Source organism: Microbacterium plantarum, from assembly GCF_035231185.1.
Classification (GTDB): domain Bacteria; phylum Actinomycetota; class Actinomycetes; order Actinomycetales; family Microbacteriaceae; genus Microbacterium; species Microbacterium plantarum.
On sequence record NZ_CP141117.1, the window covers coordinates 1,140,225 to 1,164,433 of the forward strand.

A 24,209-nucleotide genomic window follows, 5' to 3' on the forward strand; every position below is an offset into this window, starting at 1 on the left:
CGGTGCAGTGACGACCTACCTTCTGGCAGGCGGCGGCACGGCGGGCCATGTCAATCCGCTTCTCGCCGTGGCCGATGCCCTGCGCGACCGACGACCCGACGACACGGTTCTGGTACTCGGAACCCGCGAGGGGCTCGAGTCCCGGCTGGTCCCCGAACGGGGCTACGAACTGCTGATCGTCGACAAGGTGCCCTTCCCCCGGCGTCCGAACGGTGCCGCGATCCGTTTCCCGGCCCGTTGGCTGCGTGCGGTCGCGCACGTGCGCACATATATCCGCGAGCGAGGAGTCGACGTCGTCGCCGGTTTCGGTGGCTACGCCGCCGCTCCGGCCTACGTCGCGGCGCGCCGCGAGGGCGTGCCCTACGTCGTCCACGAGGCGAACGCCCGTCCCGGGCTCGCGAACGTGCTCGGCGCCCGACGCGCGGCCGCGACGGGCATCGTGTTCGACGGCACCCCGCTGCGCGGTGCGCAGGTGGTCGGAATGCCGCTTCGTCGCGAGATCGTCGACCTCGACCGGGCGGCGCGTCGTGCCGAGGCTGCGGCGGCCTTCGGTCTCGACCCCGCGCGCCCCGTCGTGCTGGTCTTCGGAGGCTCGCTGGGCGCTCGTCGGCTGAACGAGGCGCTCGCGGGCTCGTGGCGAGACATCGTCGATGCCGGCTGGCAGGTGCTGCACGCGTCGGGCGAGCGCAACGAGGTCTCCGAGGCCGCGTCGCCGGACTACCGGGTCGTGCCCTACCTCGATCGAATGGACCTGGCGTTCGCCCTCGCCGACGTCGTCGTCTCGCGCTCGGGGGCGGCGACGGTGAGCGAGATCAGCGCGCTCGGCATCCCCGCCGTCTACGTGCCCTACGCGGTGGGCAACGGCGAGCAGGCGCTGAACGCCGCGGGAGCCGTGCGCGCCGGAGCCGCGCGCATCATCGACGACGCCGACTTCACGCCCGAGCGCGTCCGCTCCGAGGTCGTGCCCCTGCTGAGCGACGGCGACGAACTGGAGCGGATGCGGCGCGCAGCCGGCGCCGTCGGCACACGCGAGGGGGCGGCGAACGTGGTGGCCCTCCTGGATGCCGCCCAGCGACGCTGAGGGCGTGGCGGGCGGTGCTGTCAGCCGGGCGACCTAGACTTGACGGGTCATGATCAGACCCGACTTGAGCCTCCCGATCCCCGCCGACATCACCGCCGCGCACTTCATCGGCATCGGTGGATCGGGCATGTCCGGCCTCGCCGGGATGTTCCTCGACCGCGGCATCCGCGTCTCGGGATCCGACCGGGCCGACAGCCCTGCGATGCGCGCGCTGGCCGCCCGCGGCGCCGACGTCCACATCGGACACGACGCGGCGCATCTTCCCGATGACGCCGACGCGGTCGTCCACACCGGGGCGATCTGGCCCGAGAACCCCGAGTTCCTCCTCGCCAAGGAGCGCGGCCTGCACGTCATCCACCGCTCGCAGGCCCTGCACTGGCTCGTCGGCGGCCGCCGACTCGTGTCGGTGGCGGGTGCGCACGGCAAGACGACCTCCACGGGCATGATCGTCACGGCGCTCCGTGGTCTCGGGACGCGGCCGACCTTCGTGAACGGCGGTGTCATCGCCGACCTGGGTGTCTCGAGCGCGACCGGAGACGACGATGTCTTCGTCATCGAAGCCGACGAGTCCGACGGCACCTTCCTTCTCTACGACACCTCCATCGCCCTCATCACGAACGTCGATCCGGATCACCTCGATCACTGGCAGACCCGAGAGTCGTTCTACGACGGCTTCGTCCGCTTCGCGGATGGCGCGCGCGAGGCCGTCGTCATCTCCGCCGACGACCCGGGTGCAGCACGCGTCGCGGCCGCCCTCAGCCACCGCCGCGTCGTCACCTTCGGTGAGGCCGCCGACGCCGACGTCCGCGTCTCCGACATCGTGACGGACGGGCCGGTGTCGTTCTCGCTCACCGCCGGGGGAGAGACGGCCCACGGCCGGCTCTCGGTGCCGGGCGCCCACAACGCGATCAACGCGGCGGGCGCCGTCGCCGTGCTCGTCGCCCTCGGATACGAGCTCGAGCGCGCCCTCCGAGCGGTGGAAGGATTCGGCGGCACGGCCCGACGGTTCGAGCTCCACGGCGTCACCCGGGGCGTCAGCGTCTACGACGACTATGCGCACCACCCGACCGAGGTGGCTGCGGCGCTCTCCGCAGCGCGGACCGTCGTGGGCGGCGGGCGGATCATCGCCCTGCATCAGCCGCACACGTACTCGCGCACGCAGGAGATGTTCCGCGAGTTCGCCGACGTGCTCGAGACCCATGCCGACCACACGGTCGTCCTGGATGTGTACGGAGCGCGCGAAGATCCGGTGCCGGGAGTGACGGGCGAGTTGGTCAGCGGCGCGTTCACCGACCCCGGGCACGTGCACTTCGTCGCCGATTGGCAGGAGGCCGCCGACTACGCGGCGGGCGTCGCGCGCGAGGGCGACTTCATCGTCACCCTCGGTTGCGGCAACGTCAACCTGATCATCCCGCAGGTGCTCGAGTCGCTCGCCCGGGCGGAGGGGTAGCCGGTGCGTCGCCCGAGTCCGCTGCCACCGTCCCCGCGGCCGCGCGGCGGGCAGGACGGCGCCAGTGCGCCGGCCGACCGTCCCACGTCGGCTCCGCGGCGGGTGGACCCACCGCGGCGCGACGCCGATGAGCGGGGTGCGGGCGTGGCGGAAAGCGTCTCGCCGGACGCCACCGAGACCCAGCCCGTCGAGGAGCTGTGGCACCAGCGCGGCCGCGATTACGGGATAGCGCCGATCATCCCGTTCGATCCGCCCGCCCGCGGAGAGTCGGCGGCGCCGCCCGCATCCGATGTCTCGGATGTCGACGAGCCCGACCGGCCGCTCACGGCGCGCGATCTGTGGGGCGCGGCGCGTGCGAGGCGGCGGGCGCTGCGTCGCGAGGTGCGGCGCTTCACGGCACGTCAGCGTCGGCGCAGACGTATCTGGCTGATCTCCGCCGGCGTTCTGGCGGCTCTCGTGCTCGGGTCTATCGGCGCCGCCTACAGCCCCTTGTTCGCGGTCGAACGCGTCACGATCGTGGGAACCTCGCAACTCGACGCCGGCGCAGTCGAGACAGCGCTCGAGGGTCAGATCGGGACGCCGATGCCCCTCGTCGACGAGAGCGCTGTGAAGGCAGCACTCGTCTCCTTCCCGCTGGTCGAGTCGTACAGCCTCGAAGCGCGTCCTCCGCACGAGCTCGTGGTTCGCATCGTCGAGCGGACACCGGTCGGCGCCGTGCAGGGCGAGGCCGGTTACACGCTGGTCGATGCCGCGGGCGTCGCGCTGTCGACCACCCCGGAACCGCCGTCCGGCCAGCCGCTCCTCGAGGTCGAGGGAGGCCTGTCGTCGAGCACCTTCGCCGCCGCGGGGCAGGTCTTCCGCTCGCTGCCGGAGTCCCTGCGGACCCAGGTCACGGTGCTGTCCGCGACGACGCCGAACGACGTGACGCTCACGCTCACCGACGGCCGCTCGGTGGTCTGGGGTGGGGCGAGCGACTCGGCCAAGAAGGTCCAGGCGCTCGAAGCGCTCATGGCTGCTCGGCCGGATGCCTCCGGCTACGACGTGTCGTCGCCGCAGGCGGCAGTCGTCCGCTGAGGCGTCGATCCTGCCCCTTTTCCGCTGCTCCGAGAAACGCGCAACACGGGATGTCGCGACACGCCGCGCACGTCCGGCGGGTGAGTCCCTGAGTGCGTAGCTTCAACTCAGGAATTGCATACCCGGCAATTCTTTAAACCTCTACGTGAGGTTGAAGGTTTACGAGCAGGGTTCGGGACGAGATGGAGGCCGGCATGAGCCAGAACCAGAACTACCTCGCGGTGATCAAGGTCGTCGGTGTGGGCGGTGGCGGCGTCAATGCCGTCAACCGGATGATCGAGCTGGGGCTGCGGGGTGTCGAGTTCATCGCGGTGAACACCGACGCGCAGGCGCTCCTCATGAGCGACGCGGACGTCAAGCTCGACGTCGGCCGCGAACTGACGCGAGGCCTCGGTGCCGGCGCCGACCCCGAGGTGGGTCGCCGCGCCGCAGAGGATCACGCCGAGGAGATCGAGGAGGCGCTCGCAGGTGCCGACATGGTCTTCGTCACCGCCGGTGAGGGCGGCGGAACCGGTACCGGCGGTGCTCCTGTCGTGGCGCGGATCGCCAAGTCGATCGGGGCGCTCACGATCGGTGTCGTCACCAAGCCCTTCTCGTTCGAGGGCCGTCGTCGCCAGAGCCAGGCCGAGGCCGGTGTGTCGAAGCTGAAGGAAGAGGTCGACACCCTCATCGTCGTCCCGAACGACCGCCTGCTCGAGATCAGCGATCGTGGCATCTCGATGGTCGAGGCTTTCGCGACCGCCGACCAGGTGCTCCTCGCCGGTGTCCAGGGCATCACCGACCTCATCACGACGCCCGGCCTCATCAACCTCGACTTCGCCGACGTGAAGTCGGTCATGCAGGGCGCCGGTTCGGCTCTCATGGGCATCGGCTCCGCTCGTGGCGCCGACCGCGCCATCAAGGCGGCCGAGCTGGCTGTCGAGTCGCCACTGCTCGAAGCCTCGATCGAAGGCGCCCACGGCGTCCTGCTGTCGATCCAGGGTGGATCGAACCTCGGCATCTTCGAGATCAACGACGCGGCGCAGCTCGTCAAGGAGGCGGCGCACCCCGAGGCCAACATCATCTTCGGTACGGTCATCGACGACACCCTCGGCGACGAGGTTCGCGTGACCGTCATCGCCGCGGGCTTCGACGGCGGCGAGCCCCAGGCTCGCATCGAGCCGATCGCCGCCGCCCGGCTGTCGGCGCCGCCGGTGGTCCCCGAGATCCCGGCTGAGCAGGCCGCGGCATCCGAGCCGGTCGAGCGTCGTGAGGCCAAGGAGACGGTGCCGGTCTCGGCGAAGAGCGAGTCGTACGACTCGGTCTTCGGTGACGATGACCTCGACATCCCCGACTTCCTGAAGTAGACCGAACGATCCATGCCGGACCTTGCCGCACGGCTCGCCGACGTCGACGCCCGCATCGCAGCTGCGATGCGGGCGTCGGGTCGCGCCGCGGATGAGGTGACGCGGATCGTGGTGACCAAGTTCCACCCTCCGGGGCTCATCACTGAGCTGCACGCCCTCGGCGTGCGCGACGTGGGGGAGAACCGACAGCAGGAGCTCACCGCCAAGCACGATGAGCTCGCCGACCTCGAGGGCATGCACTGGCATTTCATCGGGCAGGCGCAGACGAACAAGGCCCGTGCCGTGCGAGCCGCAGCGGATGTCGTCCACTCGGTGGATCGCGCGCGTATCGCCGACGCGCTCCATGTGGCGGCTCCCGAGGGGGCGCCGCTCGATGTGCTGGTGCAGGTCAATCTGACCGACGACCCGGGCCGCGGTGGCGTCGCGCCGAGCGGTGTCGAGGCCCTCGCCGCCCACGTGGCGGAGCACTGCACGAGTCTCCGGATGCGCGGTGTGATGGCTGTGGCTCCCCTCGGCGAGGAGCCGGCCGCGGCCTTCGCCCGTCTCGCGCAGGCGTCCGTCGCCCTGCGCTCCGTCGCGTCCGACGCGACCTGGATCTCCGCCGGGATGACCGGCGATTTCGTCGAAGCGATCTCCGCCGGTGCGACACACCTGCGGATCGGATCGGCAATCACGGGACCGCGCCCGGACCGCGGATAGCCTCGGAACAGACGAGCAAACGGAGGATGCGATGTCGAACCCGCTGAAGAAGACCATGGTTTACCTGGGCCTCGCAGATGAGGAAGAAATGTACGAAGAGCCGCAGGCCGAGCAGCAGCAGGCCCGCCGTGACAAGCCCGTCGAGAAGCCGGCCGCGCCGGTGACTCCGCTGCACCGTCCGGCGGTCGTGCGTCAGCCCACCACGGGAACCGTCAGCGAGATTCTGACCGTTCACCCCAAGCAGTATCGCGATGCGCAGGTCATCGCCGAGAACTTCCGCGAGGGTGTGCCGGTCATCATCAACCTCTCGCAGATGAGCGACGCCGACGCGCGGCGCCTCATCGATTTCGCGAGCGGACTCTCCCTCGGTCTGTACGGCCGCATCGAGCGCGTGACGAGCAAGGTGTTCCTGCTCTCACCCGAGAACATCGCCGTCTCCGGCGACGGCGCTGTGGCTCAGGCTGAGCCTGAGGCGGCGCCGTTCGCGCAGTGACCTGACGTGGATGTCGTTCGGCTGATCGCCGCGCTCGTCTACTTCGCTCTGCTGCTGTACATCCTCGTTCTGTTCGTCCGACTGATCCTGGAGTACATCCCCCTGTTCAACCGGGAGTGGCGCCCGCGGGGCTTCACCCTCGTGCTCGCCGAGGTCGTCTATACGATCACGGACCCCCCGATCAAGACACTGCGCCGGGTCATCCCTCCGATCCGACTCGGCGTCATCGCAATCGATCTGGCATTCCCGCTCACCATGCTGGCGTGCTTCATCCTGCTGTCGATCACCCGCGTGATCGCCTTCTCCTGAGGCGGTCGCGGCGGGATCGTCGCGACCGCGAAGGCGTCGGACTATGCTGGGTGGGTACGGCCCGCTGCGGCGGGTGCCGGCTGACCGGCCCGCGTCGTGAGCCCTGAAAGAGGACAACACCATGGCTTTGACCCCTGAAGACGTCGTCACCAAGCAGTTCCAGCACGTGCGTTTCAAGGAAGGATTCGACCCCGATGAGGTCGACGACTTCCTCGACGAGATCGTCGTGGAATGGCGCAAGACGATCGCCGAGAACGACGAGCTCAAGGCGAAGCTCGCTGCCTACGAGTCGGGTGAGACGCCCGCTGCAGCTCCCGCCGACGACGCCGTCGTCGAGGACGTGCCCGCGCCGGTTCCCGCCGTCGAGCAGCCCGCCCCGGCCGCCGACATGGCTCCCGCCGCCGCATCCGCCGGCATCATCGAGCTGGCCCAGCGCCTGCACGATGAGCACGTGGCCGAGGGCAAGGCGCAGCGCGACAAGCTCATCGCCGACGCGCAGGCTCAGGCTGCGTCGATCATCTCCGAGGCGGAGGCCCGCGGCCGCGACGAGGTGGCGCGTCTCGAGGCCGAGCGCGTGTCGCTCGAAGGTCGTATCTCCGAGCTGCAGCAGTTCGAGAAGGACTACCGCGGCCAGCTCCGCGGCTTCATCGAAAGCAAGCTCCGCGACCTCGACACGACCGGCGTCTCGGCCGGCGCGTAATCCTTGGCGTCGCGCAAGCGTCTGAACGGTCCGGCGGCCGGTGCCCTCGTCGCGATTCTCGCGGCAGTGGTACTGGCCGCCGACCAGTTCACGAAGTATCTCGCGCTCGAGAACCTGCCGTACCAGCGTGAGGTTCCGGTCCTCGGCGAGTTCTTCCAGCTGTATCTGACGAAGAACCCCGGCGCAGCGTTCTCGCTCGGCACGGGGGTCACCTGGCTCTTCACGCTCGCACTTGCGGCTGTGGCGGTCGTCGTGATCGTGCTCACGGTCCGCAGCGTGCGCACGAGGTCGTGGGCCATCGTCCTCGGATTGCTCCTCGGGGGCGTCCTCGGGAACCTCACCGATCGCCTGCTCCGGGAACCCGGCTTCCTCGTCGGGCACGTCGTCGACTTCATCCACACCCCGTGGATGTGGCTGTGGTTCCCGTCGGCGATCTACAACGTCGCCGACATGTTCATCGTCACGATGATGATCTCCGTCGCCGTGCTGGTCGTGATCGGCGTCCGTTTCGACGGCTCACGCGAGCGCCGCAACGTGGACGAGGCCGCCGGGGCCGCTGCCACTGCGGATACGGAACGCTGACATGCCGCAACGCGCGCTCCCGGTTCCCGACGGGCTCGACGGCGTCCGTGTCGACGCCGCGCTGGCCAAGCTGCTCGGGTTCTCACGGACTTTCGCCGCGGAGGTGGCGGCTGCGGGTGGTGTGACGCTCGACGGTCGCACGCTCGGGAAGTCCGACAAGCTCGCCGCCGGAGCGTGGCTCGACGTGTTCTGGGAGGAGCGAGCAGAGGCTCAGATCGTCCCAGTCGCGGTTCCCGACCTCGGCATCGTGCACGACGATGACGACATCGTGGTCGTCGACAAGCCGGCGGGTGTCGCCGCCCATCCCTCGCTCGGCTGGGACGGCCCGACCGTGCTCGGCGCTCTGGCCGCTGCCGGCTATCGCATCGCGACGACCGGGGCGGCCGAGCGCCAGGGCGTGGTGCACCGCCTGGATGTCGGGACGAGCGGTCTCATGGTCGTCGCGAAGAGCGAGCGAGCCTACGTCGCCCTCAAGCGCGCGTTCAAGGAGCGTGAGGTCGAGAAGATCTATCACGCGGTGGTGCAGGGTCACCCCGACCCGCTCTCGGGGACGATCGACGCCCCGATCGGCCGCCACCCGTCGCACTCCTGGAAGTTCGCCGTCACGCCGACCGGGAAGGACTCGGTCACCCACTACGAGACGCTGGAGGCGTTCGTCGGCGCCTCCCTGCTCGAGATCCACCTGGAGACCGGTCGTACCCATCAGATCCGCGTGCACATGGCCGCCCACCGGCATCCGTGCGTCGGCGACCCGCTCTACGGTGCCGACCCGACACTGTCCGCCCGGCTCGGGTTGACGCGTCAATGGCTGCACGCTCATCGCCTCGCATTCGAACACCCCGTGACGGGGGAGTGGTCGGCGTTCACGTCGCCCTACGCCCCCGACCTCGCGCGCGCCCTCGAGATCCTCAGCGGCGACTGACGGGTCGGCCCGCGTTGGCCCCTCGCGTCGCGATCACGGCTCGCCGAGCCGATCGGCGAGAGCACGCGCCTCGCGACGCCCTGCGATGAGTCGATCAGACAGGCCGTCGTGCGCAGACTCGAGGGCACTGGCATCGCCGTGGGCGCGGAGCAGAGCGAGCCCGCCGCGGAGGTTCGCCGCCGCGCCGCCCAGGCCCGCGGCGACTGTGTCAGCGGCGACGGCGACGTCCGACATGAGGTGGCGGTTGCCGACGTCGGCGAGCAAGCGCACCTCGTCCCACACGCCGAGCGCGATCTCGCCGAGGGCAGCCGACGTCTCGATGGCGCGGGTCGCCGCATCGACGATGCGACGGTCGCGCTCGCCCGGGTCGTCGTCCGGCCTCAGCGCCGCACCGAGCGCGCCCGACGCCCGGCCGTCGTCGTCAGCCGCGGAGATGGCCGCGTCGCGGTGCCGTGCGAGACGGTCGTCGATCCCGTCCGCGGCCGGCTCCGCGGAGCTGTAGCGGCTCACCATCTGAGCGAGTGCCGCCGCGACGGCCGTCACGACTCCGCTGGCCGCTCCGCCGCCGGGGTCGCCGTTGTCCCGCGCGAGGGCGTCGAGCAGGTCGCCCAGGGCGACGCGCGAGCTCACCGGCCGCCCCGGAACGTCGCCGGGTCATCCTCGGCGACGGCGAGGGCGATCTTGCGGACGTGCTCGGGCGCGACGTCGATCATCTGTCCGAGGTCGTAGAACCCGACGTCGGTCAGCTCGCCGTCCGCAGGGTGCGGGTCGCCCGAGACCCAGGAGCACCGGAACACCAGGTCGAGGTAGTCGACCTGATCGCCGTTGGCGTAGACGATGCGGGGGATCTGGTGCACGAGGGCGAGGCGCTCCGCACGGACGACGACGCCCGCCTCTTCGAGACACTCGCGGACCGCGGCGTCTGCAGGCTCCTCACCCGGGTCGACGATGCCGGAGACCGGCTGCCAGCTCCCGTTGTCGGCGCGCTTGCCCAGGAGCACCTTCTCATCGCGGAACACCACGGCGGTGACCCCCACGAGGGGCAGCGGAGCGGTGCCGATCTTCTTGCGCAGATCGAGGACGAAGTCGGGAGTGGCCATGGGCCCAGCCTAGGACCGGTGTCCGAGCCCGAACGTAGACTCGTCTGGTGGCATCCGACTCCTTTGTTCATCTGCACGTGCACAGCGAGTACTCGATGCTCGACGGTGCAGCCAAGATCGCGGCCATGACTCAGGCGGCGGCCGACTACGGCATGCCCGCGATCGCGGTGACCGACCACGGCAACACGTTCGCCGCCTTCGAGTTCTACCGTGCCGCGAAGGCGGCCGGCGTCAAGCCGATCATCGGTCTCGAGGCCTACGTGACGCCGGGAACGCACCGCAGCGACAAGTCGCGCGTGGCGTGGGGATCGCCCGAGCAGAAGAGCGACGACGTCTCCGGTTCCGGCGCCTACACCCACATGACGATGTGGAGCCAGAGCACCGAGGGCATGCACAACCTCTTCCGGCTGAGCTCCCTGTCGAGCATGGAGGGCTACTACTTCAAACCGCGCATGGACCGCGAGCTGCTGCAGACCTACGGCAAGGGGCTCATCGCGACGACGGGCTGCCCCTCGGGGGAGGTGCAGACGCGGCTCCGCCTCGGTCAGTACGACGCCGCTCGCGCCGCGGCCGCCGAATTCCAGGACATCTTCGGCAAGGAGAACTACTTCGCCGAGATCATGGATCACGGCCTGTCGATCGAGCGCCGGGTGATGACCGACCTGCTGCGGCTGGCGAAAGACCTCGACATCCCGCTCGTCGCGACCAACGACTCGCACTACACGCATCAGCACGAGGCCGATGCGCACGCGGCGCTCCTCTGCGTGCAGTCAGGCTCGACGCTCGACGATCCGAACCGCTTCAAGTTCGACGGCGACGGCTACTACATCAAGACGGCCCAGGAGATGCGGCAGCTGTTCCGCGACCACCCCGAGGCGTGCGACAACACCCTGCTGATCGCCGAGCGCTGCGAGGTCGAGTTCAACACCTCGGCCAACTACATGCCGCGGTTCCCCGTACCCGACGGCGAGACCGAAGACAGCTGGCTCGTGAAAGAGGTCGAGGCGGGGCTCCACTACCGATACCCCGGCGGCATCCCCGACAAGGTGCGCAAGCAGGCCGAGTACGAGACGGGCATCATCCTCCAGATGGGCTTCCCGGGCTACTTCCTCGTCGTCGCCGACTTCATCAACTGGGCGAAGGACAACGGCATCCGGGTCGGTCCCGGGCGTGGCTCGGGCGCCGGATCGATGGTGGCCTACGCGATGCGCATCACCGACCTCGATCCTCTCGAGCACGGTCTCATCTTCGAGCGGTTCCTCAACCCCGATCGTGTCAGCATGCCCGACTTCGACGTCGACTTCGACGACCGTCGCCGCGGCGAGGTCATCGAGTACGTGACCGAGAAGTACGGCTCCGAGCGCGTCGCGCAGATCGTCACCTACGGCACGATCAAGTCGAAGCAGGCACTGAAGGATGCCGGCCGCGTGCTGGGGTTCCCCTTCAGCATGGGCGAGAAGCTCACCAAGGCGATGCCGCCGGCGGTGATGGGCAAGGACATGCCGCTGGACGGCATGTACAACAAGGAGCACCCGCGGTTCAAGGAAGCCAGCGAGTTCCGCGCCTTGATCGACACCGATCCCGAGGCGAAGACCGTGTTCGATCGCGCCCTCGGGCTCGAGGGCCTGAAGCGGCAGTGGGGCGTGCACGCGGCCGGCGTCATCATGTCGTCGGAGCCGCTGCTCGACATCATCCCCATCATGCGTCGCGAGCAGGACGGTCAGATCGTCACGCAGTTCGACTACCCCTCGTGCGAGACGCTCGGTCTCATCAAGATGGACTTCCTGGGGCTGCGCAACCTCACGATCATCTCGGATGCGCTCGATAACATCCGCATGAACCGGGGTGAGGAGCTCGACCTCGAGCATCTCGCGCTCGACGACCGCCCGGCCTACGACCTGCTCACCCGCGGCGACACGCTCGGGGTGTTCCAGCTCGACGGCGGACCGATGCGATCGCTGCTCCGCCTGATGAAGCCCGACAACTTCGAGGACATCTCGGCTGTCATCGCGCTGTACCGGCCGGGCCCCATGGGCGCGAACTCGCACACGAACTACGCACTGCGCAAGAACGGCCTGCAGCCGATCACGCCGATCCACCCCGAGCTCGAAGAGCCGCTGCGCGACATCCTCGACACGACCTACGGCCTGATCATCTATCAGGAGCAGGTCATGGCGATCGCGCAGAAGGTCGCCGGCTTCTCGCTCGGCCAGGCCGACATCCTCCGCCGCGCGATGGGCAAGAAGAAGAAGTCCGAACTCGACAAGCAGTACGAGGGCTTCTCGGGCGGTATGAAGGAACGCGGCTTCGGCGAGGGCGCTATCAAAGCGCTCTGGGACATCCTGCTCCCGTTCTCCGACTACGCGTTCAACAAGGCGCACTCCGCTGCGTACGGCCTGGTCTCGTACTGGACGGCCTACCTCAAGGCGCACTACCCCGCCGAGTACATGGCCGCACTCCTCACGAGCGTCGGCGATTCGAAGGACAAGATGGCGGTGTACCTCAACGAGTGCCGCCGCATGGGCATCAGGGTGCTGCCGCCGGACGTCGGCGAGTCGATCCGATACTTCGCCGCCGTCGGCGAGGACATCCGATTCGGTCTGGGCGCGGTGCGGAACGTCGGTGCCAACGTCGTCGACGGCATCATCGCGTCGCGGGCCGATGACAACTACGTCAGCTTCCACGACTTCCTCACCAAGGTCCCGCTCCACGTCGCGAACAAGCGGACCGTCGAGTCCCTCATCAAGGCTGGCGCGTTCGACTCACTGGGCTCGACCCGCCGCGCCCTGATGGAGATCCACGAGGACGCGGTCGAAGCCGCGGTCGACGCGAAGCGCAAGGCCGCGACCGGTGCGATCGGATTCGATTTCGACAGCCTGTACGACGAGGCCGAGGAAGTCATGCCGGCCAAGGTGCCCGAGCGGCCCGAATGGACGAAGAAGGACAAGCTGGCCTTCGAGCGCGAGATGCTCGGACTCTACGTGTCCGACCATCCGCTCGCCGGGCTGGAGATCCCGCTGGCCAAGCACGCCTCCACCTCGATCCACGACCTGCTGGCGTCGGATGACGTCCAGGACGGCGATCAGGTCACCGTCGCCGGGCTCGTCACGAGCGTGCAGCACCGCGTCGCCAAGCAGAGCGGCAACCCCTACGGCATGATCACCGTCGAGGACTTCGATGGTGAAGTGACCGTGATGTTCATGGGGAAGACGTATACGGAGTTCCAGAGCATGCTCGTGGCCGACTCGATCCTCGTCGTCCGAGGGCGGGTGTCGCGACGCGACGACGGGCTGAACCTGCACGGCCAATCCGCGTTCTCTCCCGACCTCGGTTCATTCGATGCCGCCGGGCCGCTCGTGCTGCTGCTTCCGGAGCAGCGTGCGACGGAGTCGACGATCGGCGAGCTGGCGGCCGTCCTGCGTCGTCACAGCGGTGAGACCGAGGTGTCGCTGAAGCTCCACAGGGCGGGTACGGCGAAGGTGTTCGAGGTGCCGCATCCGGTACGCGTCACGCCCGATCTCTACGGTGAGCTCAAGGGACTTCTGGGACCTCAGTGTCTGGGTTGAGCCGGGTAGGATTCCACCGCAGCGCAACCGCCGCGACGAAGGGAACATCGTGACCGACGAGAAGAACATCCACTCCGACGACGGCCGTCCCGAGGACGCAGCGCCCGGCGTTGCCGAGCCGGCACACGAGACCACAGCCACCGACGACTTCGACGGTGCGCAGACCGACGCGGCCTCGGACGCGTTCGCGCCCGCAGCGGATGCAGCGGTCGTGATCGACGAGTCCGCGGTCGAGCCCGTCGTGATCGAGGAGCCCGCCGAGCACGCCCCGGTCGACGACGCGGCGGAGATGCCGGCGTCATCCGAAGGCACCTCTGCCGCGTCCGCCGTGGCCGGGCAGACCTCGGTCCTTCCCGGCTCGGACGAGCGCGGCGCGCAGTCCGCCGTGGGCTCGTCGGGGGAGGCGCCGCCGCAGTACGGCGTGGGTCCGCTCTCGATCCGCGAGGTCGCTCTCGCCGGCGTCTGGGCTGTCGCGTTCATCTGCTCGTTCTTCCCCGTGTACGGCCGCTTCGGTGCCGGGGTGTCGGTGTGGGGCGCGGGGATCGACTGGATCCTGACGATCGGCGTGCCCACGGTCGCGGTCTTCCTGGTGCTGCTGCGCCGCTTCTCGCCGCAGGGCATCCGCCGTGTCGGCTCCCTCGGCATCGATCAGTTCGCGTCGGTCGCCTTCTCGGTCTCCGCCACCGTGTGGCTCGGGATCATCTGGAGCTCGTTCGCGGGCCTCGCACAGTCCGGCGTGTTCCTCGCGAGCTGGGTCGTGTGGGTCGAGGTGATCCTGGCTCTGGCGGGGGTCGTGCTCACCGTCGTCGCGCCCCACCTTCCCGTTCTCGGCGACGATTTCGCGCACCGGCCCGAATCGCCGGCGCACCGGGTGGCGCGGGCGACGCGTCCGGTCGTCGCCCGGCCGGCATCCGCCCGCCCGGCCCCGCACACCGGCCCGTCGCACACCGCATCGGCGCACAGCGCTCCGCACGCAGCAGGCGCCGGCACCCCCGCCTACACCGGCTACGCGGCTCCGGCCGGCTACGCCGTCCCCGCGGAGGCTCCGGCATCCTCCGGCGCGCCCGAGTCGGCACCGGCCGACGCTGCGGAGCCGTTCGACACCGGCGCGACGACGGTCATCGAGCCCGTTGCCGCGCCCCAGGCGTTCTGGGCGCTCGTCCCGGATGAGCGCGATGTCCTCGACGAGATGGGTGCGCCGCTCTTCCGGATCGGGCCGACGGCATGGGCCCTCGTCATCGAGGATCGCGGCGAGGTCTTCGTGGTCCGCCACGAGGACGGCCGCGTCGGATATCTCCACGAGACCAGCGATGTCACGCGCGGCTGAGTCCGCCGCGGGCGCGCGCTAGCCTGGAACGATGCGCACTATCGATCTTCGCGGCCGTCGTCTGACGCCCGCCGAGTTGCTCGCCGCCGTTCCCCGGGCCGAAGCCGCCCGCGGGCTTGCTCTGGCTACGGCAGCTGAGATCGTGCATGATGTCGCCGCTCGCGGAGAGGTTTCGCTCCGTGAGCAGGCGGCTCGCTTCGACGGGGTCGAAGATCACGCGGTACGAGTTCCCGCTGAACACCTCGATGAGGCACTGGAGGGTATCTCCCCGGCCGTGAGAACTGCGATCGAGGAATCAATCCGCCGCGTGCGGTTGGCGTCGGCCGCTCAGGTCCCGCCCGACCGGGTCACCGAGCTCGGCCCGGGTGCCCGCGTCGAGCAGCGCTGGCGACCCGTCCGGCGCGTCGGGGTCTACGTCCCCGGCGGTAAAGCGGTGTATCCCTCCAGTGTCGTGATGAACGTCGTGCCGGCGCAGGTCGCCGGTGTCGAGACGGTGGCGCTGGCTTCGCCTCCGCAGCGCGACCACGGCGGGCGTATTCACCCGGTGATCCTCGCGGCGGCACGTCTCCTCGGTATCTCGGAGGTCTACGCGATGGGCGGAGCCGGCGCGATCGGCGCGTTCGCGTACGGCGTCGACTCTCTCGAGCTCGATCCCGTCGATGTCATCTCCGGGCCGGGCAACAACTTCGTCGCCCTCGCGAAGCGCGTCGTCGCGGGCGTCGTCGGCACCGACTCCGAGGCCGGCGCCACCGAGATCCTGATCGTCGCCGACGCTGACGCCGACGCCGATCTCGTGGCTGCTGACCTTGTCAGCCAGGCCGAGCACGACGAGCAGGCAGCCGCCGTCCTCGTCACGGACTCCGCCGATCTCGCCGCCGCGGTGGCGGAGCGGGTCTCAGTCCGTGCGGCCGGTACACGTCACGCGGACCGCGTCGCGATCGCCCTGGACGGCCCCCAGTCCGCGATCGTCCTCGTCGACGACATCCCGGCTGCGGCCGCGTTCTCGAACGCCTACGCGCCCGAGCACCTCGAACTGCACCTGCGCGATCCGCGTCCTGACGAGTACGTGAACGCGGGGGCCGTCTTCGTCGGTTCGCACACCCCGGTGAGCCTCGGCGACTATCTCGCCGGCAGCAACCACGTGCTCCCGACCGGGGGACAGGCGCGCTACGCCGCCGGTCTCGGTGCCGCGACCTTCCTGCGATCGCAGCAGGTGATCACCTATGACCGTGAGGCGCTGCGCGCGGTGCACGACGGCATCCTGGCTCTATCCGACTCGGAACAGCTTCCCGCGCACGGCGAAGCGGTCTCGGCGCGGTTCGACGCGTAATCTGGGCTCGTCATGCATTGCCCTTTCTGCCGCAATCCCGATTCCCGCGTCATCGACTCCCGCACGAGCGATGACGGCCTCAGCATCCGTCGCAGGCGCCAGTGCCCGAAGTGCGGCGGCCGTTTCTCGACGATCGAGACGGCGAGCCTCAACGTCATCAAGCGCTCGGGAGTCATCGAGCCGTTCAGCCGCGAGAAGGTGATGTCGGGCGTCCGCAAGGCGTGTCAGGGCAGACCGGTCACCGAGGCCGACCTCGCCGTACTGGCGCAGGCGGTCGAAGAGGCCGTGCGCCAGACCGGTTCGTCGCAGATCGATACGAACGAGATCGGCCTCGCGATCCTCGGACCGCTGCGCAATCTCGACGAGATCGCCTATCTGCGATTCGCGAGTGTGTATCAGGCGTTCGACACGCTCGAAGATTTCGAAGCAGCGATCGAACAGCTGCGTGCCGATCACATCGCGGCACGGACATCGGAGGGGTCGGGCGCGCTCTAGGCTGGACGGCGATGTATCCGTTCATCTTCCGCACCGTCTTCTCGCGCATGGAGCCGGAGACGGCGCACCACCTGGTGGTCCCGGTCATCCGTCTGCTCGGCGTCCCGCCCTTCTCGACCATCGCCCGTGCGCTGACCCGTCCGGACGCGTCGCTTCGGACCGAGGCGCTGGGACTCGTCTTCGACTCGCCGTTCGGTGTGGCGGCAGGGTTCGACAAGAACGCGGTCATGGTGCGCGGGCTCGGCGCCCTCGGCTTCGGGCACGTCGAGATCGGTACCGTGACGGCTGTGCCGCAGGAAGGCAATCCCCGGCCTCGGCTGTTCCGGTTGATTCCGGATCGTGCGCTCATCAACCGCATGGGCTTCAACAACCGCGGCGCGGCGGCCGCGGCATCCCGCCTCCGGCGTCTGCGTCGCGGCCGGAACCATGCCATCGTCGGAGCGAACATCGGCAAGAGCCGCGTCGTCGACGTCGAGCAGGCCACCGCCGACTACGTCACGAGCACGCGTCTGGTCGCCCCCGAGGCCGACTATCTGGTCGTCAACGTGTCGTCGCCCAACACACCCGGGCTCCGCGGGCTGCAGGCGGTCGAGACGCTCCGCCCGCTGCTCGAGGCCGTGCGGGATGCGGCCGGCATGACGCCCCTGCTGGTGAAGATCGCGCCCGACCTCGCGGATGACGAGGTGACGGCCATCGCGCGCATGGCCGTCGACGCCGGCCTGGCCGGCCTCATCGCCACGAACACCACGATCTCTCGCGACGGCCTGCTGACGGACGAGGCGACTATCGAGCAGATCGGCGCCGGCGGACTCTCGGGCGCGCCGCTTCGCCGTCGCGCGCTCGAGGTGCTGCGCGTGGTGCGGTCGGCCGTCCCCGATGATTTCTGCGTCATCGCAGCCGGGGGAGTGGAGACCGCGGTGGACGTGCAGGAGCGGCTGGCCGCGGGCGCCGATCTGGTTCAGGGGTACACCGCGTTCATCTACCGCGGCCCCCTGTGGGCACGGCAGATCAACCGTGGTCTGGTCGAGCTCAGACGGGGCGCTGGCCGCGCTTGACCTGAGGCTTCGGCAGACGCATGAAGCGCATCTGGATCGAGCGCATCGCGCCGTACCAGCCGAGGCCCTTCTCCATGCGTTCTGCGCCGAACTTCGCTCGAACGGCCTTCTTCACGCGGATGCTGGTGATGACCATGTCGCCGATCACGAGCAGGATGAACGACCACAGGGCGATGAACGCGTAGAAGGTCACCGCGTTCGAGCCGAGGAACGTCACGATGATGACGAGCACCATCGCGCCCATGACGAGTTCGCCGAGGTGCCATCCGGCGTCGATGTAGTCGCGGACGAAACGACGCTGCGGTCCCTTGTCGCGCATCGGCAGATAGCGCTCGTCGCCGTTGGCCATACCGATACGCGCTTTGTCGCGGCGCTCGGCGAGCTCTGCGCGAGCGCGCGCCTTCGCTTCTTTGGTGTCCGGCACCAGAGGGCGCTTGCGGGCCGCCTCCTGGGCGGCGCGGCTGGGGGTGGGACGGTTCTTGCCGGAGCCCGTCGACGCCTGAGCGGCGTCGTCCGGAGCAGGGGCAGCGGGAGTTTTGGCCACGGGGATCCTCGGGTTCTGCGACGAACGTGCCTCTTAAGATTACCCGCATGACCTCCGAATCTCCTCGGTCCGTCGCTGTGCGCGACGCCGCCCTCTCCGCCGTCCCCGCCGCCCTCGCCGATCTCGGCGCGCTCGTGCGGATCCCCTCGGTCGCGTTCCCCGGATTCGACCGGGCTGAAGTGGAGCGCAGCGCCGCGGCCGTCGCCGATCTGGCGCGCGGGCTCGGCATCTTCGATCGCGTCGAGGTGGCGACGGCGACCATTCCGGAGACGGGCGAGGAGGGGATGCCGGCGGTGTTGGCGACTCGCGCTGCGCGCAATGGCCGACCGACGATCCTCCTGTACGCGCACCATGATGTGCAGCCGGTCGGCGAGGAGGCCCTGTGGGACTCCGCTCCCTTCGAGCCCACCGTCCGTGATGGTCGCCTGTACGGTCGCGGCGCAGCCGACGACAAGGCCGGGGTCATGGCACACATCGGCGCCCTGCGTGCTCTCGTCGAGGCGGCCGGCGAAGATTTCGACCTCGGCGTCAACCTCTTCATCGAGGGTGAGGAGGAAGCCGGGTCGGCGTCCTTCGCGGCTTTCCTGTCCGACAACGCCGACGCCCTGCGTGCTGACGTGATCGTCGTGGCCGACTCCGGCAACTGGGATGCGACCACGCCTGCGCTCACCGTTTCGCTCCGGGGCAACGCGCGCTTCACGATGACGGTGCGCACGCTCGAGCACGCGTCGCACTCGGGGATGTTCGGGGGAGCGGTCCCGGACGCGATGCTGGCGACGGTGAAGCTGCTCGCCACGCTCTGGGACGACGACGGCGGCGTCGCCGTGGAGGGACTGTCCGAGCGCGACGCGGAGACGCCGGAGTACTCGGAGGAGACGCTCCGTTCCGAGGCCGGTCTCCCGCCGGGTGTCTCGCCGATCGGATCGGGAACGATCCTCTCGCGCATCTGGAACAAGCCCTCCATCACGGTGACGGGCATCGACGCTCCCAGCGTGCGCAACGCATCGAACACGCTGAGTCCCGAGGTTTCCGTGGTGATCTCCGCCCGCGTGGCTCCGGGACAGTCCGCCGAAGAGGCGTACCAAGCGATCGAGACGCACCTGCGCGCCCATGCACCGTTCGGGGCCCAACTGAGCTTCCGCGACATCGAGACCGGGAATCCGTTCCTCGTCGACACCAGCGGAGACGCCGTCGCGCACGCTCGCGCGGCCCTCGCTGAGGGCTACGGGGTCGATCCCGTGGACATCGGTGTGGGCGGGTCCATCCCGTTCATCGCGGACCTCGTGCGGGAGTTCCCGGCGGCCCAGATCCTCGTCACCGGTGTCGAAGACCCGCACGCCCGCGCCCACAGCCCGAACGAGTCGCTCCACCTCGACACCTTCCGGCACGCCCTCGTGTCCGAGGCGCTGCTGCTCGAGCGGTTGGACGCCAGTTCGCGCTGACAGTCACGACGTCGTCTCGGACCGACCCGCGGCCGGTGCTCACGCGTAGAATCGTGGCACCGGCCGCGTGTCTCGCGGCCCGAGACCTCGGGAGAATCATGACCGACATCGCCACGTCCGACACCGTCCGTGCCCACGGCGTCTCGCTGACCGATGAGGCGGCGCTCAAGGTGAAGAGCCTCCTCTCGCAGGAGAACCGCGACGACCTGCGTCTTCGGGTCGCCGTCCAGCCCGGCGGCTGCAGCGGACTGATCTACCAGCTCTACTTCGACGAGCGGTTCCTCGACGGCGACAAGGCCGTCGACTTCGACGGCGTCGAGGTCATCGTCGACGACATGTCCGTGCCCTACCTCGACGGCGCGACGATCGACTTCAAGGACACGATCTCGGAGCAGGGCTTCACGATCGACAACCCCAACGCGGCGGGCTCGTGCGCGTGCGGCGACAGCTTCCACTGAGCCTCGCCCGCGACATCCCCCGTCTCCGACATCCTGAATGGATGGCCTGAATAGGGTGAAAGCTTGCCCTAGACTGAAGGTCGAACCATTCGTCCCGGAAAGGTGCACTGTGCGCTTCAAACGCCGCCTCCGCTGGGCCGTGATCCCACTCGGGATCGTCACGGCAGTCTCCCTCGCAGCTTGTACACCGACGGAGCTGAACGGCTACCTCCCGGGCTTCACCGACGACGGTACGCAGGCGACGAACCGCACCGAGATGGTGTCGGGCCTCTGGGTGAACTCCTGGATCGTGCTCCTGGCCGTCGGCGTGCTGACGTGGGGCCTCATGGCCTTCGCCGCGATCGCGTACCGCCGCCGTCGCGGTCAGACGGGTCTGCCGGTCCAGCTGCGCTACAACATGCCGATCGAGATCTTCTACACGATCGTGCCGCTTATCCTCGTGATCGGGTTCTTCGCCTTCACGGCGCGCGACCAATCGATCCTCGAGACGCAGTACGACGATCCCGAGGTCTCGATCACGGCGATCGGCAAGCAGTGGGCGTGGGACTTCCAGTACAACGGCGACGAGTCCGACAACTCCGACGCGGTTTGGACGATGGGCGTCCAGGCGCAGCCCGACGCCAACGGCGACATCGACCAGGCAGAGCTGCCGACGCTCGTTCTGCCGGTCAACAAGGAGGTCAAGATCAACCTCCAGTCGCGCGACGTCATCCACTCGTTCTGGGTCATCGACTTCCTCTACAAGAAGGACATGTACCCGCACCGCGACACCAACTCGTGGTCCTTCGTCCCCACCCGCGAGGGAACGTACGCCGGCAAGTGCGCCGAGCTGTGCGGCGAGTACCACTCGATGATGCTGTTCAACGTCAAGGTCGTGTCCGAGCAGGAGTACGAGGAGTACCTCGAGTCCCTGCGCGAGAGCGGCCAGACCGGCGACATCAACACGGCATATGACCGCCTCCAGAACGCTCCGGGAACGGGCGCGGTCACCGACGACTCCGGTGAGGGAAGCCACTGATGGCTACGACACTTCCGCTTCAGGGCGAACAGCCCGCAGGCCGCCCCACGACCCTGCCGCCGCGCCAGGCGGCCCTGCTCAGCGCATCGCGCGTCGAGCAGAAGGGCAACATCATCGTCAAGTGGATCACCTCCACCGACCACAAGACGATCGGGTACATGTACCTCATCGCCTCGGTGATGTTCTTCCTTCTCGGCGGCGTGATGGCACTCATCATCCGTGCTGAGCTCTTCGAGCCCGGCATGCAGATCGTGCCGACCAAGGAGCAGTACAACCAGCTCTTCACGATGCACGGCACGATCATGCTGCTGATGTTCGCGACGCCGCTGTTCGCGGGCTTCGCGAACGCGATCCTGCCGCTGCAGCTCGGCGCGCCCGACGTCGCCTTCCCGCGTCTGAACGCTTTCGCCTTCTGGCTGTTCCTCTTCGGCTCGATCATCGCGATCTCGGGCTTCCTGACCCCGCAGGGCGCCGCGTCGTTCGGCTGGTTCGCGTACCAGCCGCTCGCGAACGCGACGTTCTCGCCGGGAGCCGGAGGAAATCTCTGGATGCTCGGTCTGGGCATGAGCGGTTTCGGCACGATCCTCGGCGCGGTGAACTTCATCACCACGATCATCACGATGCGCGCGCCCGGCCTCACCATGTGGCGCATGTCGATCTTCTCGTGGAACACCCTCGTCACGAGCATCCTGATCCTGATGGCGTTCCCGGTTCTGGCGGCTGCGATCTTCGCGGCGGCATCCGACCGTGTCCTCGGCTCGCACATCTACGACACCGCCAATGGCGGAGTCCTGCTGTGGCAGCACCTGTTCTGGTTCTTCGGCCACCCCGAGGTCTACATCATCGCGCTGCCGTTCTTCGGCATCGTCTCCGAGATCCTCCCGGTCTTCAGCCGCAAGCCGATCTTCGGATACAAGACGCTGATCTACGCCACCATCGCGATCGCTGCCCTGTCGGTGGCGGTGTGGGCGCACCACATGTACGTCACGGGTGCTGTGCTCCTGCCGTTCTTCGCGCTGATGACGATGCTCATCGCGGTTCCGACCGGTGTGAAGATCTTCAACTGGATCGGAACGATGTGGCGGGGCTCCGTCACGTTCGAGACGCCCATGGTCTTCACCCTCGGCTTCCTCGTCTCGTTCGTTTTCGGCGGTCTCACCGGTGTCATCCTCGCGTCGCCGCCGCTCGACTTCCACCTCTCCGACTCGTACTTCGTCGTGGCTCACTTCCACTACGTCGTGTTCGGCACCGTCGTGTTCGCGATGTTCGCGGGCTTCTACTTCTGGTGGCCGAAGTGGACCGGGCGCATGCTCAACGAGCGTCTCGGCATGGTGCACTTCTGGATGCTGTTCATCGGCTTCCACATGACGTTCCTCATCCAGCACTGGCTGGGTGTCGACGGAATGGTGCGTCGCTACGCGGATTACTCGGCGGCTGACGGCTGGACGTGGCAGAACCAGGTCTCGACCATCGGCGCGATCATCCTCGGCGCTTCGATGATCCCGTTCTTCCTGAACGTCTGGATCACCTCGCGCACCGCCCCCAAGGTCACGGTCAACGACCCGTGGGGCTACGGAGCGTCGCTCGAGTGGGCGACGAGCTGCCCGCCGCCGCGACACAACTTCACGTCGATCCCGCGTATCCGCAGCGAGCGGCCGGCGTTCGACCTGAACCACCCCGAGGCCGCCATCCCGGTCGGCGTGGGCCCCGCGAAGGACGCCCCCGATGCACCGGTTGTGGATGTCGCCGATGGAGAGGTGAAGTAAGCCGTGAAGACCAACATCAACCTGTGGTGGGTGCTCACCTGGTTCTTCTTCGCGGTGTTCATCACCTACACCGTGTGGAACCTCGTTGCTCATACCGACCAGGGTGTCTGGTGGCACCGCATCGAGTGGGTCGGTTCGACCGCCCTCCTGTTCACCGGCTTCATGGGCGCGATGATCGCGTTCTACGTCTCGCGCGTGCACAAGGCGCAGGGCGGCGAGCTCCCGGAGGACTCGCTCACCGCTGACATCGACGACGGCGACCCCGAGGTCGGCGAGTTCAGCCCGTGGTCCTGGTGGCCGCTCGTGCTGGCTTTCGCTGCCTCGGTGTTCATCATCGGACTCGCGGTCGGCCAGTTCCTCCTGCCGATCGGGTTCGCGATCTTCATCGTGGCGATCGTCGGATGGGTCTACGAGTACTACCGCGGTTACTTCGCGCGCTGATCCCACGCGCTGCACGACGGCCATCGCACTCCGGTGCGGTGGCCGTCGCCGTTTCCGACCTTCTGCGCCGTCGGTAGGACCGTCGCCTCAAGCGCCTCGCCCGCCTCACGCGCCTCGCCCGCCTCACGCGCCTCGCCCGCGACGTGTGAAGGCCCGCGCTGATCGCTGTCCCGGGACGCAAGGTCGTCGCCGCAATACGCCGCGTCGTAGCGCTGGGGCTCAGCGCGTCGCCGCTGCCCTCTTGCATCCAGGCCCGGCCGAAGTCAGCGGGCAGAGTTGCCCCGGGGATGACTGTCCCGGTGCGACATGACCCGGTGGCCGGCTCGCGAGCTCTGCGACGGCCGGGAACGTCACCGTGCCGGCTGCCCGGAGGCGGGGGCACGCCGCGATGCAATGGAACAGCACCGACACCCCGCGTCGGGCACGGACGGAACGGGGTGTTGCGCCTGAACCATTGCATCGCGGCACACACGCCGTCAGGGATGCCGCTGCAGGCAACCCGGCGGCACGGGGTCGCCTGCAGCGAGCCGGGTCGCCAGGTCAGCCTCCGCGACGTCAGGCGGCCGACGTGAGGCCGTGAACGCCTCAGGAGCGTACGAGGGCCACCAGGGGGTCGGAGAGCCGGGGGAGGGGACCGTGCGCGTTCGCCACCGGGTAGCCCTCGCGAGCCCAGTACTCGAAGCCACCGATCATTTCACGCACCCGGTATCCGAGCTTGGCGAACTCGATCGCGGCGCGGGTGCCGCCGTTGCAGCCGGGGCTCCAGCAGTAGACGACGACGTCGAGTGAACGGTCGATCTCGTCCGCGGCGCGCGCTGCGATCTCGCGGTGGGGGAGATGCACGGCTCCGACAGCGTGCCCCTGCGCCCATGCCTCGGCGCTGCGGACATCGACGAGCGTGAAGGGCTCGTCCGCGCGCTGCGCTTCGTAGACGTCGGAGGCATCCGTCTCATGCTCGAGCTTGGCGGTGAAGTAGGCGAGTGCATCAGTCATGGTGGACACGCTACGCAG

24 protein-coding genes are annotated in these 24,209 nt (G+C 68.7%); 20 read left to right on the plus strand and 4 right to left on the minus strand.

The genetic code is table 11. The features are described from left to right. Positions 1-7 precede the first annotated feature (7 nt). The 10 genes from VC184_RS05405 (at position 8) to VC184_RS05450 (ending at position 8,656) form a co-directional block, all read left to right on the plus strand. A complete protein-coding gene (locus VC184_RS05405) occupies positions 8-1,081 on the plus strand; it encodes a UDP-N-acetylglucosamine--N-acetylmuramyl-(pentapeptide) pyrophosphoryl-undecaprenol N-acetylglucosamine transferase (RefSeq protein ID WP_323987501.1) in 1,074 nt (357 codons plus the stop codon). 49 nt (positions 1,082-1,130) lie between these two features. Then, positions 1,131-2,531 carry a UDP-N-acetylmuramate--L-alanine ligase gene (gene murC, locus VC184_RS05410; RefSeq protein WP_274177635.1) on the plus strand — a complete coding sequence of 467 codons (1,401 nt, stop codon included), beginning with the start codon at positions 1,131-1,133 and terminating at the stop codon, positions 2,529-2,531. Between the two features lie 144 nt (positions 2,532-2,675). Continuing rightward, positions 2,676-3,605, plus strand: coding sequence for an FtsQ-type POTRA domain-containing protein (locus VC184_RS05415; RefSeq protein WP_323987503.1), 930 nt, complete (start codon positions 2,676-2,678; stop codon positions 3,603-3,605). A gap of 194 nt (positions 3,606-3,799) precedes the next feature. Then, positions 3,800-4,951 (plus strand): cell division protein FtsZ, encoded by a 1,152-nt coding sequence (ftsZ, locus tag VC184_RS05420; protein ID WP_323987504.1) that lies wholly within the window; start codon positions 3,800-3,802, stop codon positions 4,949-4,951. A 12-nt stretch (positions 4,952-4,963) separates the two neighbouring features. Continuing rightward, positions 4,964-5,650: a YggS family pyridoxal phosphate-dependent enzyme gene (locus tag VC184_RS05425; protein ID WP_274177637.1), complete on the plus strand. Its 687-nt coding sequence runs from the start codon at positions 4,964-4,966 to the stop codon at positions 5,648-5,650. A gap of 31 nt (positions 5,651-5,681) precedes the next feature. Then, positions 5,682-6,143 (plus strand): cell division protein SepF, encoded by a 462-nt coding sequence (locus VC184_RS05430; protein ID WP_112613960.1) that lies wholly within the window; start codon positions 5,682-5,684, stop codon positions 6,141-6,143. A gap of 6 nt (positions 6,144-6,149) precedes the next feature. Continuing rightward, positions 6,150-6,452, plus strand: a complete 303-nt coding sequence (locus tag VC184_RS05435) for a YggT family protein (RefSeq protein WP_112613962.1) — start codon at positions 6,150-6,152, stop codon at positions 6,450-6,452. Positions 6,453-6,573: 121 nt separating this feature from the next. Continuing rightward, positions 6,574-7,152, plus strand: coding sequence for a DivIVA domain-containing protein (locus VC184_RS05440; protein WP_112613964.1), 579 nt, complete (start codon positions 6,574-6,576; stop codon positions 7,150-7,152). Between the two features lie 3 nt (positions 7,153-7,155). Next, on the plus strand, positions 7,156-7,734 hold the full coding sequence (lspA, locus tag VC184_RS05445) for a signal peptidase II (RefSeq protein ID WP_112613966.1): 579 nt from the start codon (positions 7,156-7,158) through the stop codon (positions 7,732-7,734). A gap of 1 nt (position 7,735) precedes the next feature. Continuing rightward, a complete protein-coding gene (locus VC184_RS05450; RefSeq protein WP_323987505.1) occupies positions 7,736-8,656 on the plus strand; it encodes an RluA family pseudouridine synthase in 921 nt (306 codons plus the stop codon). 33 nt (positions 8,657-8,689) lie between these two features. Here the strand turns inward: VC184_RS05450 and VC184_RS05455 are convergent, their stop codons facing one another. Both VC184_RS05455 and VC184_RS05460 read right to left on the minus strand, forming a co-directional pair. Beyond that, entirely contained in the window at positions 8,690-9,286 is a 597-nt protein-coding gene (locus VC184_RS05455) for a cyclodeaminase/cyclohydrolase family protein (RefSeq protein ID WP_274177638.1), read from the minus strand. Then, positions 9,283-9,756, minus strand: coding sequence for an NUDIX hydrolase (locus tag VC184_RS05460; protein ID WP_112613972.1), 474 nt, complete (start codon positions 9,754-9,756; stop codon positions 9,283-9,285). The genes VC184_RS05455 and VC184_RS05460 overlap by 4 nt, the downstream gene beginning before the upstream one ends. A gap of 95 nt (positions 9,757-9,851) precedes the next feature. Between VC184_RS05460 and dnaE the strand changes: the two genes are divergently transcribed. Genes dnaE through VC184_RS05485 form a run of 5 tightly spaced genes read left to right on the plus strand, consistent with a single transcriptional unit; the run spans position 9,852 to position 17,529 of the window. Beyond that, the gene (gene dnaE, locus VC184_RS05465; protein WP_282502562.1) at positions 9,852-13,322 is read left to right on the plus strand and encodes a DNA polymerase III subunit alpha; all 3,471 of its coding nucleotides are present in this window, start codon (positions 9,852-9,854) and stop codon (positions 13,320-13,322) included. 49 nt (positions 13,323-13,371) lie between these two features. Continuing rightward, entirely contained in the window at positions 13,372-14,649 is a 1,278-nt protein-coding gene (locus tag VC184_RS05470; protein WP_282502382.1) for a hypothetical protein, read from the plus strand. Positions 14,650-14,680: 31 nt separating this feature from the next. Further along, complete coding sequence (gene hisD, locus VC184_RS05475) at positions 14,681-15,979, plus strand: histidinol dehydrogenase (RefSeq protein ID WP_274177640.1); 1,299 nt, start codon at positions 14,681-14,683, stop codon at positions 15,977-15,979. 12 nt (positions 15,980-15,991) lie between these two features. Continuing rightward, positions 15,992-16,474: a transcriptional regulator NrdR gene (nrdR, locus tag VC184_RS05480; protein ID WP_269266590.1), complete on the plus strand. Its 483-nt coding sequence runs from the start codon at positions 15,992-15,994 to the stop codon at positions 16,472-16,474. A gap of 11 nt (positions 16,475-16,485) precedes the next feature. After that, positions 16,486-17,529 (plus strand): quinone-dependent dihydroorotate dehydrogenase, encoded by a 1,044-nt coding sequence (locus tag VC184_RS05485; protein ID WP_282502384.1) that lies wholly within the window; start codon positions 16,486-16,488, stop codon positions 17,527-17,529. On the opposite strand, the gene VC184_RS05490 is transcribed toward VC184_RS05485, so the two are convergent. Further along, positions 17,504-18,073, minus strand: a complete 570-nt coding sequence (locus VC184_RS05490) for a DUF3043 domain-containing protein (RefSeq protein ID WP_112613982.1) — start codon at positions 18,071-18,073, stop codon at positions 17,504-17,506. The two genes, VC184_RS05485 and VC184_RS05490, sit on opposite strands and share 26 nt — an antisense overlap. Positions 18,074-18,120: 47 nt before the next feature. Here VC184_RS05490 and VC184_RS05495 point away from each other — a divergent pair, with 47 nt between their 5' ends. From VC184_RS05495 to VC184_RS05515, 5 genes are all read left to right on the plus strand, one after another. Continuing rightward, the gene (locus VC184_RS05495) at positions 18,121-19,515 is read left to right on the plus strand and encodes a dipeptidase (RefSeq protein WP_323987506.1); all 1,395 of its coding nucleotides are present in this window, start codon (positions 18,121-18,123) and stop codon (positions 19,513-19,515) included. A 98-nt stretch (positions 19,516-19,613) separates the two neighbouring features. Continuing rightward, positions 19,614-19,973 carry an iron-sulfur cluster insertion protein ErpA gene (erpA, locus tag VC184_RS05500; protein ID WP_023951519.1) on the plus strand — a complete coding sequence of 120 codons (360 nt, stop codon included), beginning with the start codon at positions 19,614-19,616 and terminating at the stop codon, positions 19,971-19,973. A 109-nt stretch (positions 19,974-20,082) separates the two neighbouring features. Beyond that, the gene (gene ctaC / locus VC184_RS05505) at positions 20,083-20,991 is read left to right on the plus strand and encodes an aa3-type cytochrome oxidase subunit II (protein ID WP_114587897.1); all 909 of its coding nucleotides are present in this window, start codon (positions 20,083-20,085) and stop codon (positions 20,989-20,991) included. Next, positions 20,991-22,757 (plus strand): aa3-type cytochrome oxidase subunit I, encoded by a 1,767-nt coding sequence (gene ctaD / locus VC184_RS05510; RefSeq protein ID WP_112613988.1) that lies wholly within the window; start codon positions 20,991-20,993, stop codon positions 22,755-22,757. Before ctaC ends, ctaD begins: the two co-directional genes overlap by 1 nt. 3 nt (positions 22,758-22,760) lie before the next feature. Beyond that, positions 22,761-23,198, plus strand: a complete 438-nt coding sequence (locus tag VC184_RS05515) for a cytochrome c oxidase subunit 4 (protein WP_112613990.1) — start codon at positions 22,761-22,763, stop codon at positions 23,196-23,198. A 585-nt stretch (positions 23,199-23,783) separates the two neighbouring features. Here the strand turns inward: VC184_RS05515 and VC184_RS05520 are convergent. Continuing rightward, positions 23,784-24,191: a rhodanese-like domain-containing protein gene (locus tag VC184_RS05520; protein ID WP_323987507.1), complete on the minus strand. Its 408-nt coding sequence runs from the start codon at positions 24,189-24,191 to the stop codon at positions 23,784-23,786. Positions 24,192-24,209 lie beyond the last annotated feature (18 nt).

What these genes read in the sequence shown, in the direction of transcription:
- VC184_RS05460 (WP_112613972.1), bottom strand. Translation starts at nt 9,756, where the DNA reads ATGGCCACTCCCGACTTCGTCCTCGATCTGCGCAAGAAGATCGGCACC.
- VC184_RS05430 (WP_112613960.1), top strand. Translation starts at nt 5,682, where the DNA reads ATGTCGAACCCGCTGAAGAAGACCATGGTTTACCTGGGCCTCGCAGAT.
- nrdR (WP_269266590.1), top strand. Translation starts at nt 15,992, where the DNA reads ATGCATTGCCCTTTCTGCCGCAATCCCGATTCCCGCGTCATCGACTCC.
- VC184_RS05520 (WP_323987507.1), bottom strand. Translation starts at nt 24,191, where the DNA reads ATGACTGATGCACTCGCCTACTTCACCGCCAAGCTCGAGCATGAGACG.
- VC184_RS05425 (WP_274177637.1), top strand. Translation starts at nt 4,964, where the DNA reads ATGCCGGACCTTGCCGCACGGCTCGCCGACGTCGACGCCCGCATCGCA.
- VC184_RS05495 (WP_323987506.1), top strand. Translation starts at nt 18,121, where the DNA reads ATGACCTCCGAATCTCCTCGGTCCGTCGCTGTGCGCGACGCCGCCCTC.
- erpA (WP_023951519.1), top strand. Translation starts at nt 19,614, where the DNA reads ATGACCGACATCGCCACGTCCGACACCGTCCGTGCCCACGGCGTCTCG.
- ftsZ (WP_323987504.1), top strand. Translation starts at nt 3,800, where the DNA reads ATGAGCCAGAACCAGAACTACCTCGCGGTGATCAAGGTCGTCGGTGTG.
- VC184_RS05440 (WP_112613964.1), top strand. Translation starts at nt 6,574, where the DNA reads ATGGCTTTGACCCCTGAAGACGTCGTCACCAAGCAGTTCCAGCACGTG.
- murC (WP_274177635.1), top strand. Translation starts at nt 1,131, where the DNA reads ATGATCAGACCCGACTTGAGCCTCCCGATCCCCGCCGACATCACCGCC.
- hisD (WP_274177640.1), top strand. Translation starts at nt 14,681, where the DNA reads ATGCGCACTATCGATCTTCGCGGCCGTCGTCTGACGCCCGCCGAGTTG.
- ctaD (WP_112613988.1), top strand. Translation starts at nt 20,991, where the DNA reads ATGGCTACGACACTTCCGCTTCAGGGCGAACAGCCCGCAGGCCGCCCC.
- dnaE (WP_282502562.1), top strand. Translation starts at nt 9,852, where the DNA reads ATGCTCGACGGTGCAGCCAAGATCGCGGCCATGACTCAGGCGGCGGCC.
- VC184_RS05450 (WP_323987505.1), top strand. Translation starts at nt 7,736, where the DNA reads ATGCCGCAACGCGCGCTCCCGGTTCCCGACGGGCTCGACGGCGTCCGT.
- VC184_RS05485 (WP_282502384.1), top strand. Translation starts at nt 16,486, where the DNA reads ATGTATCCGTTCATCTTCCGCACCGTCTTCTCGCGCATGGAGCCGGAG.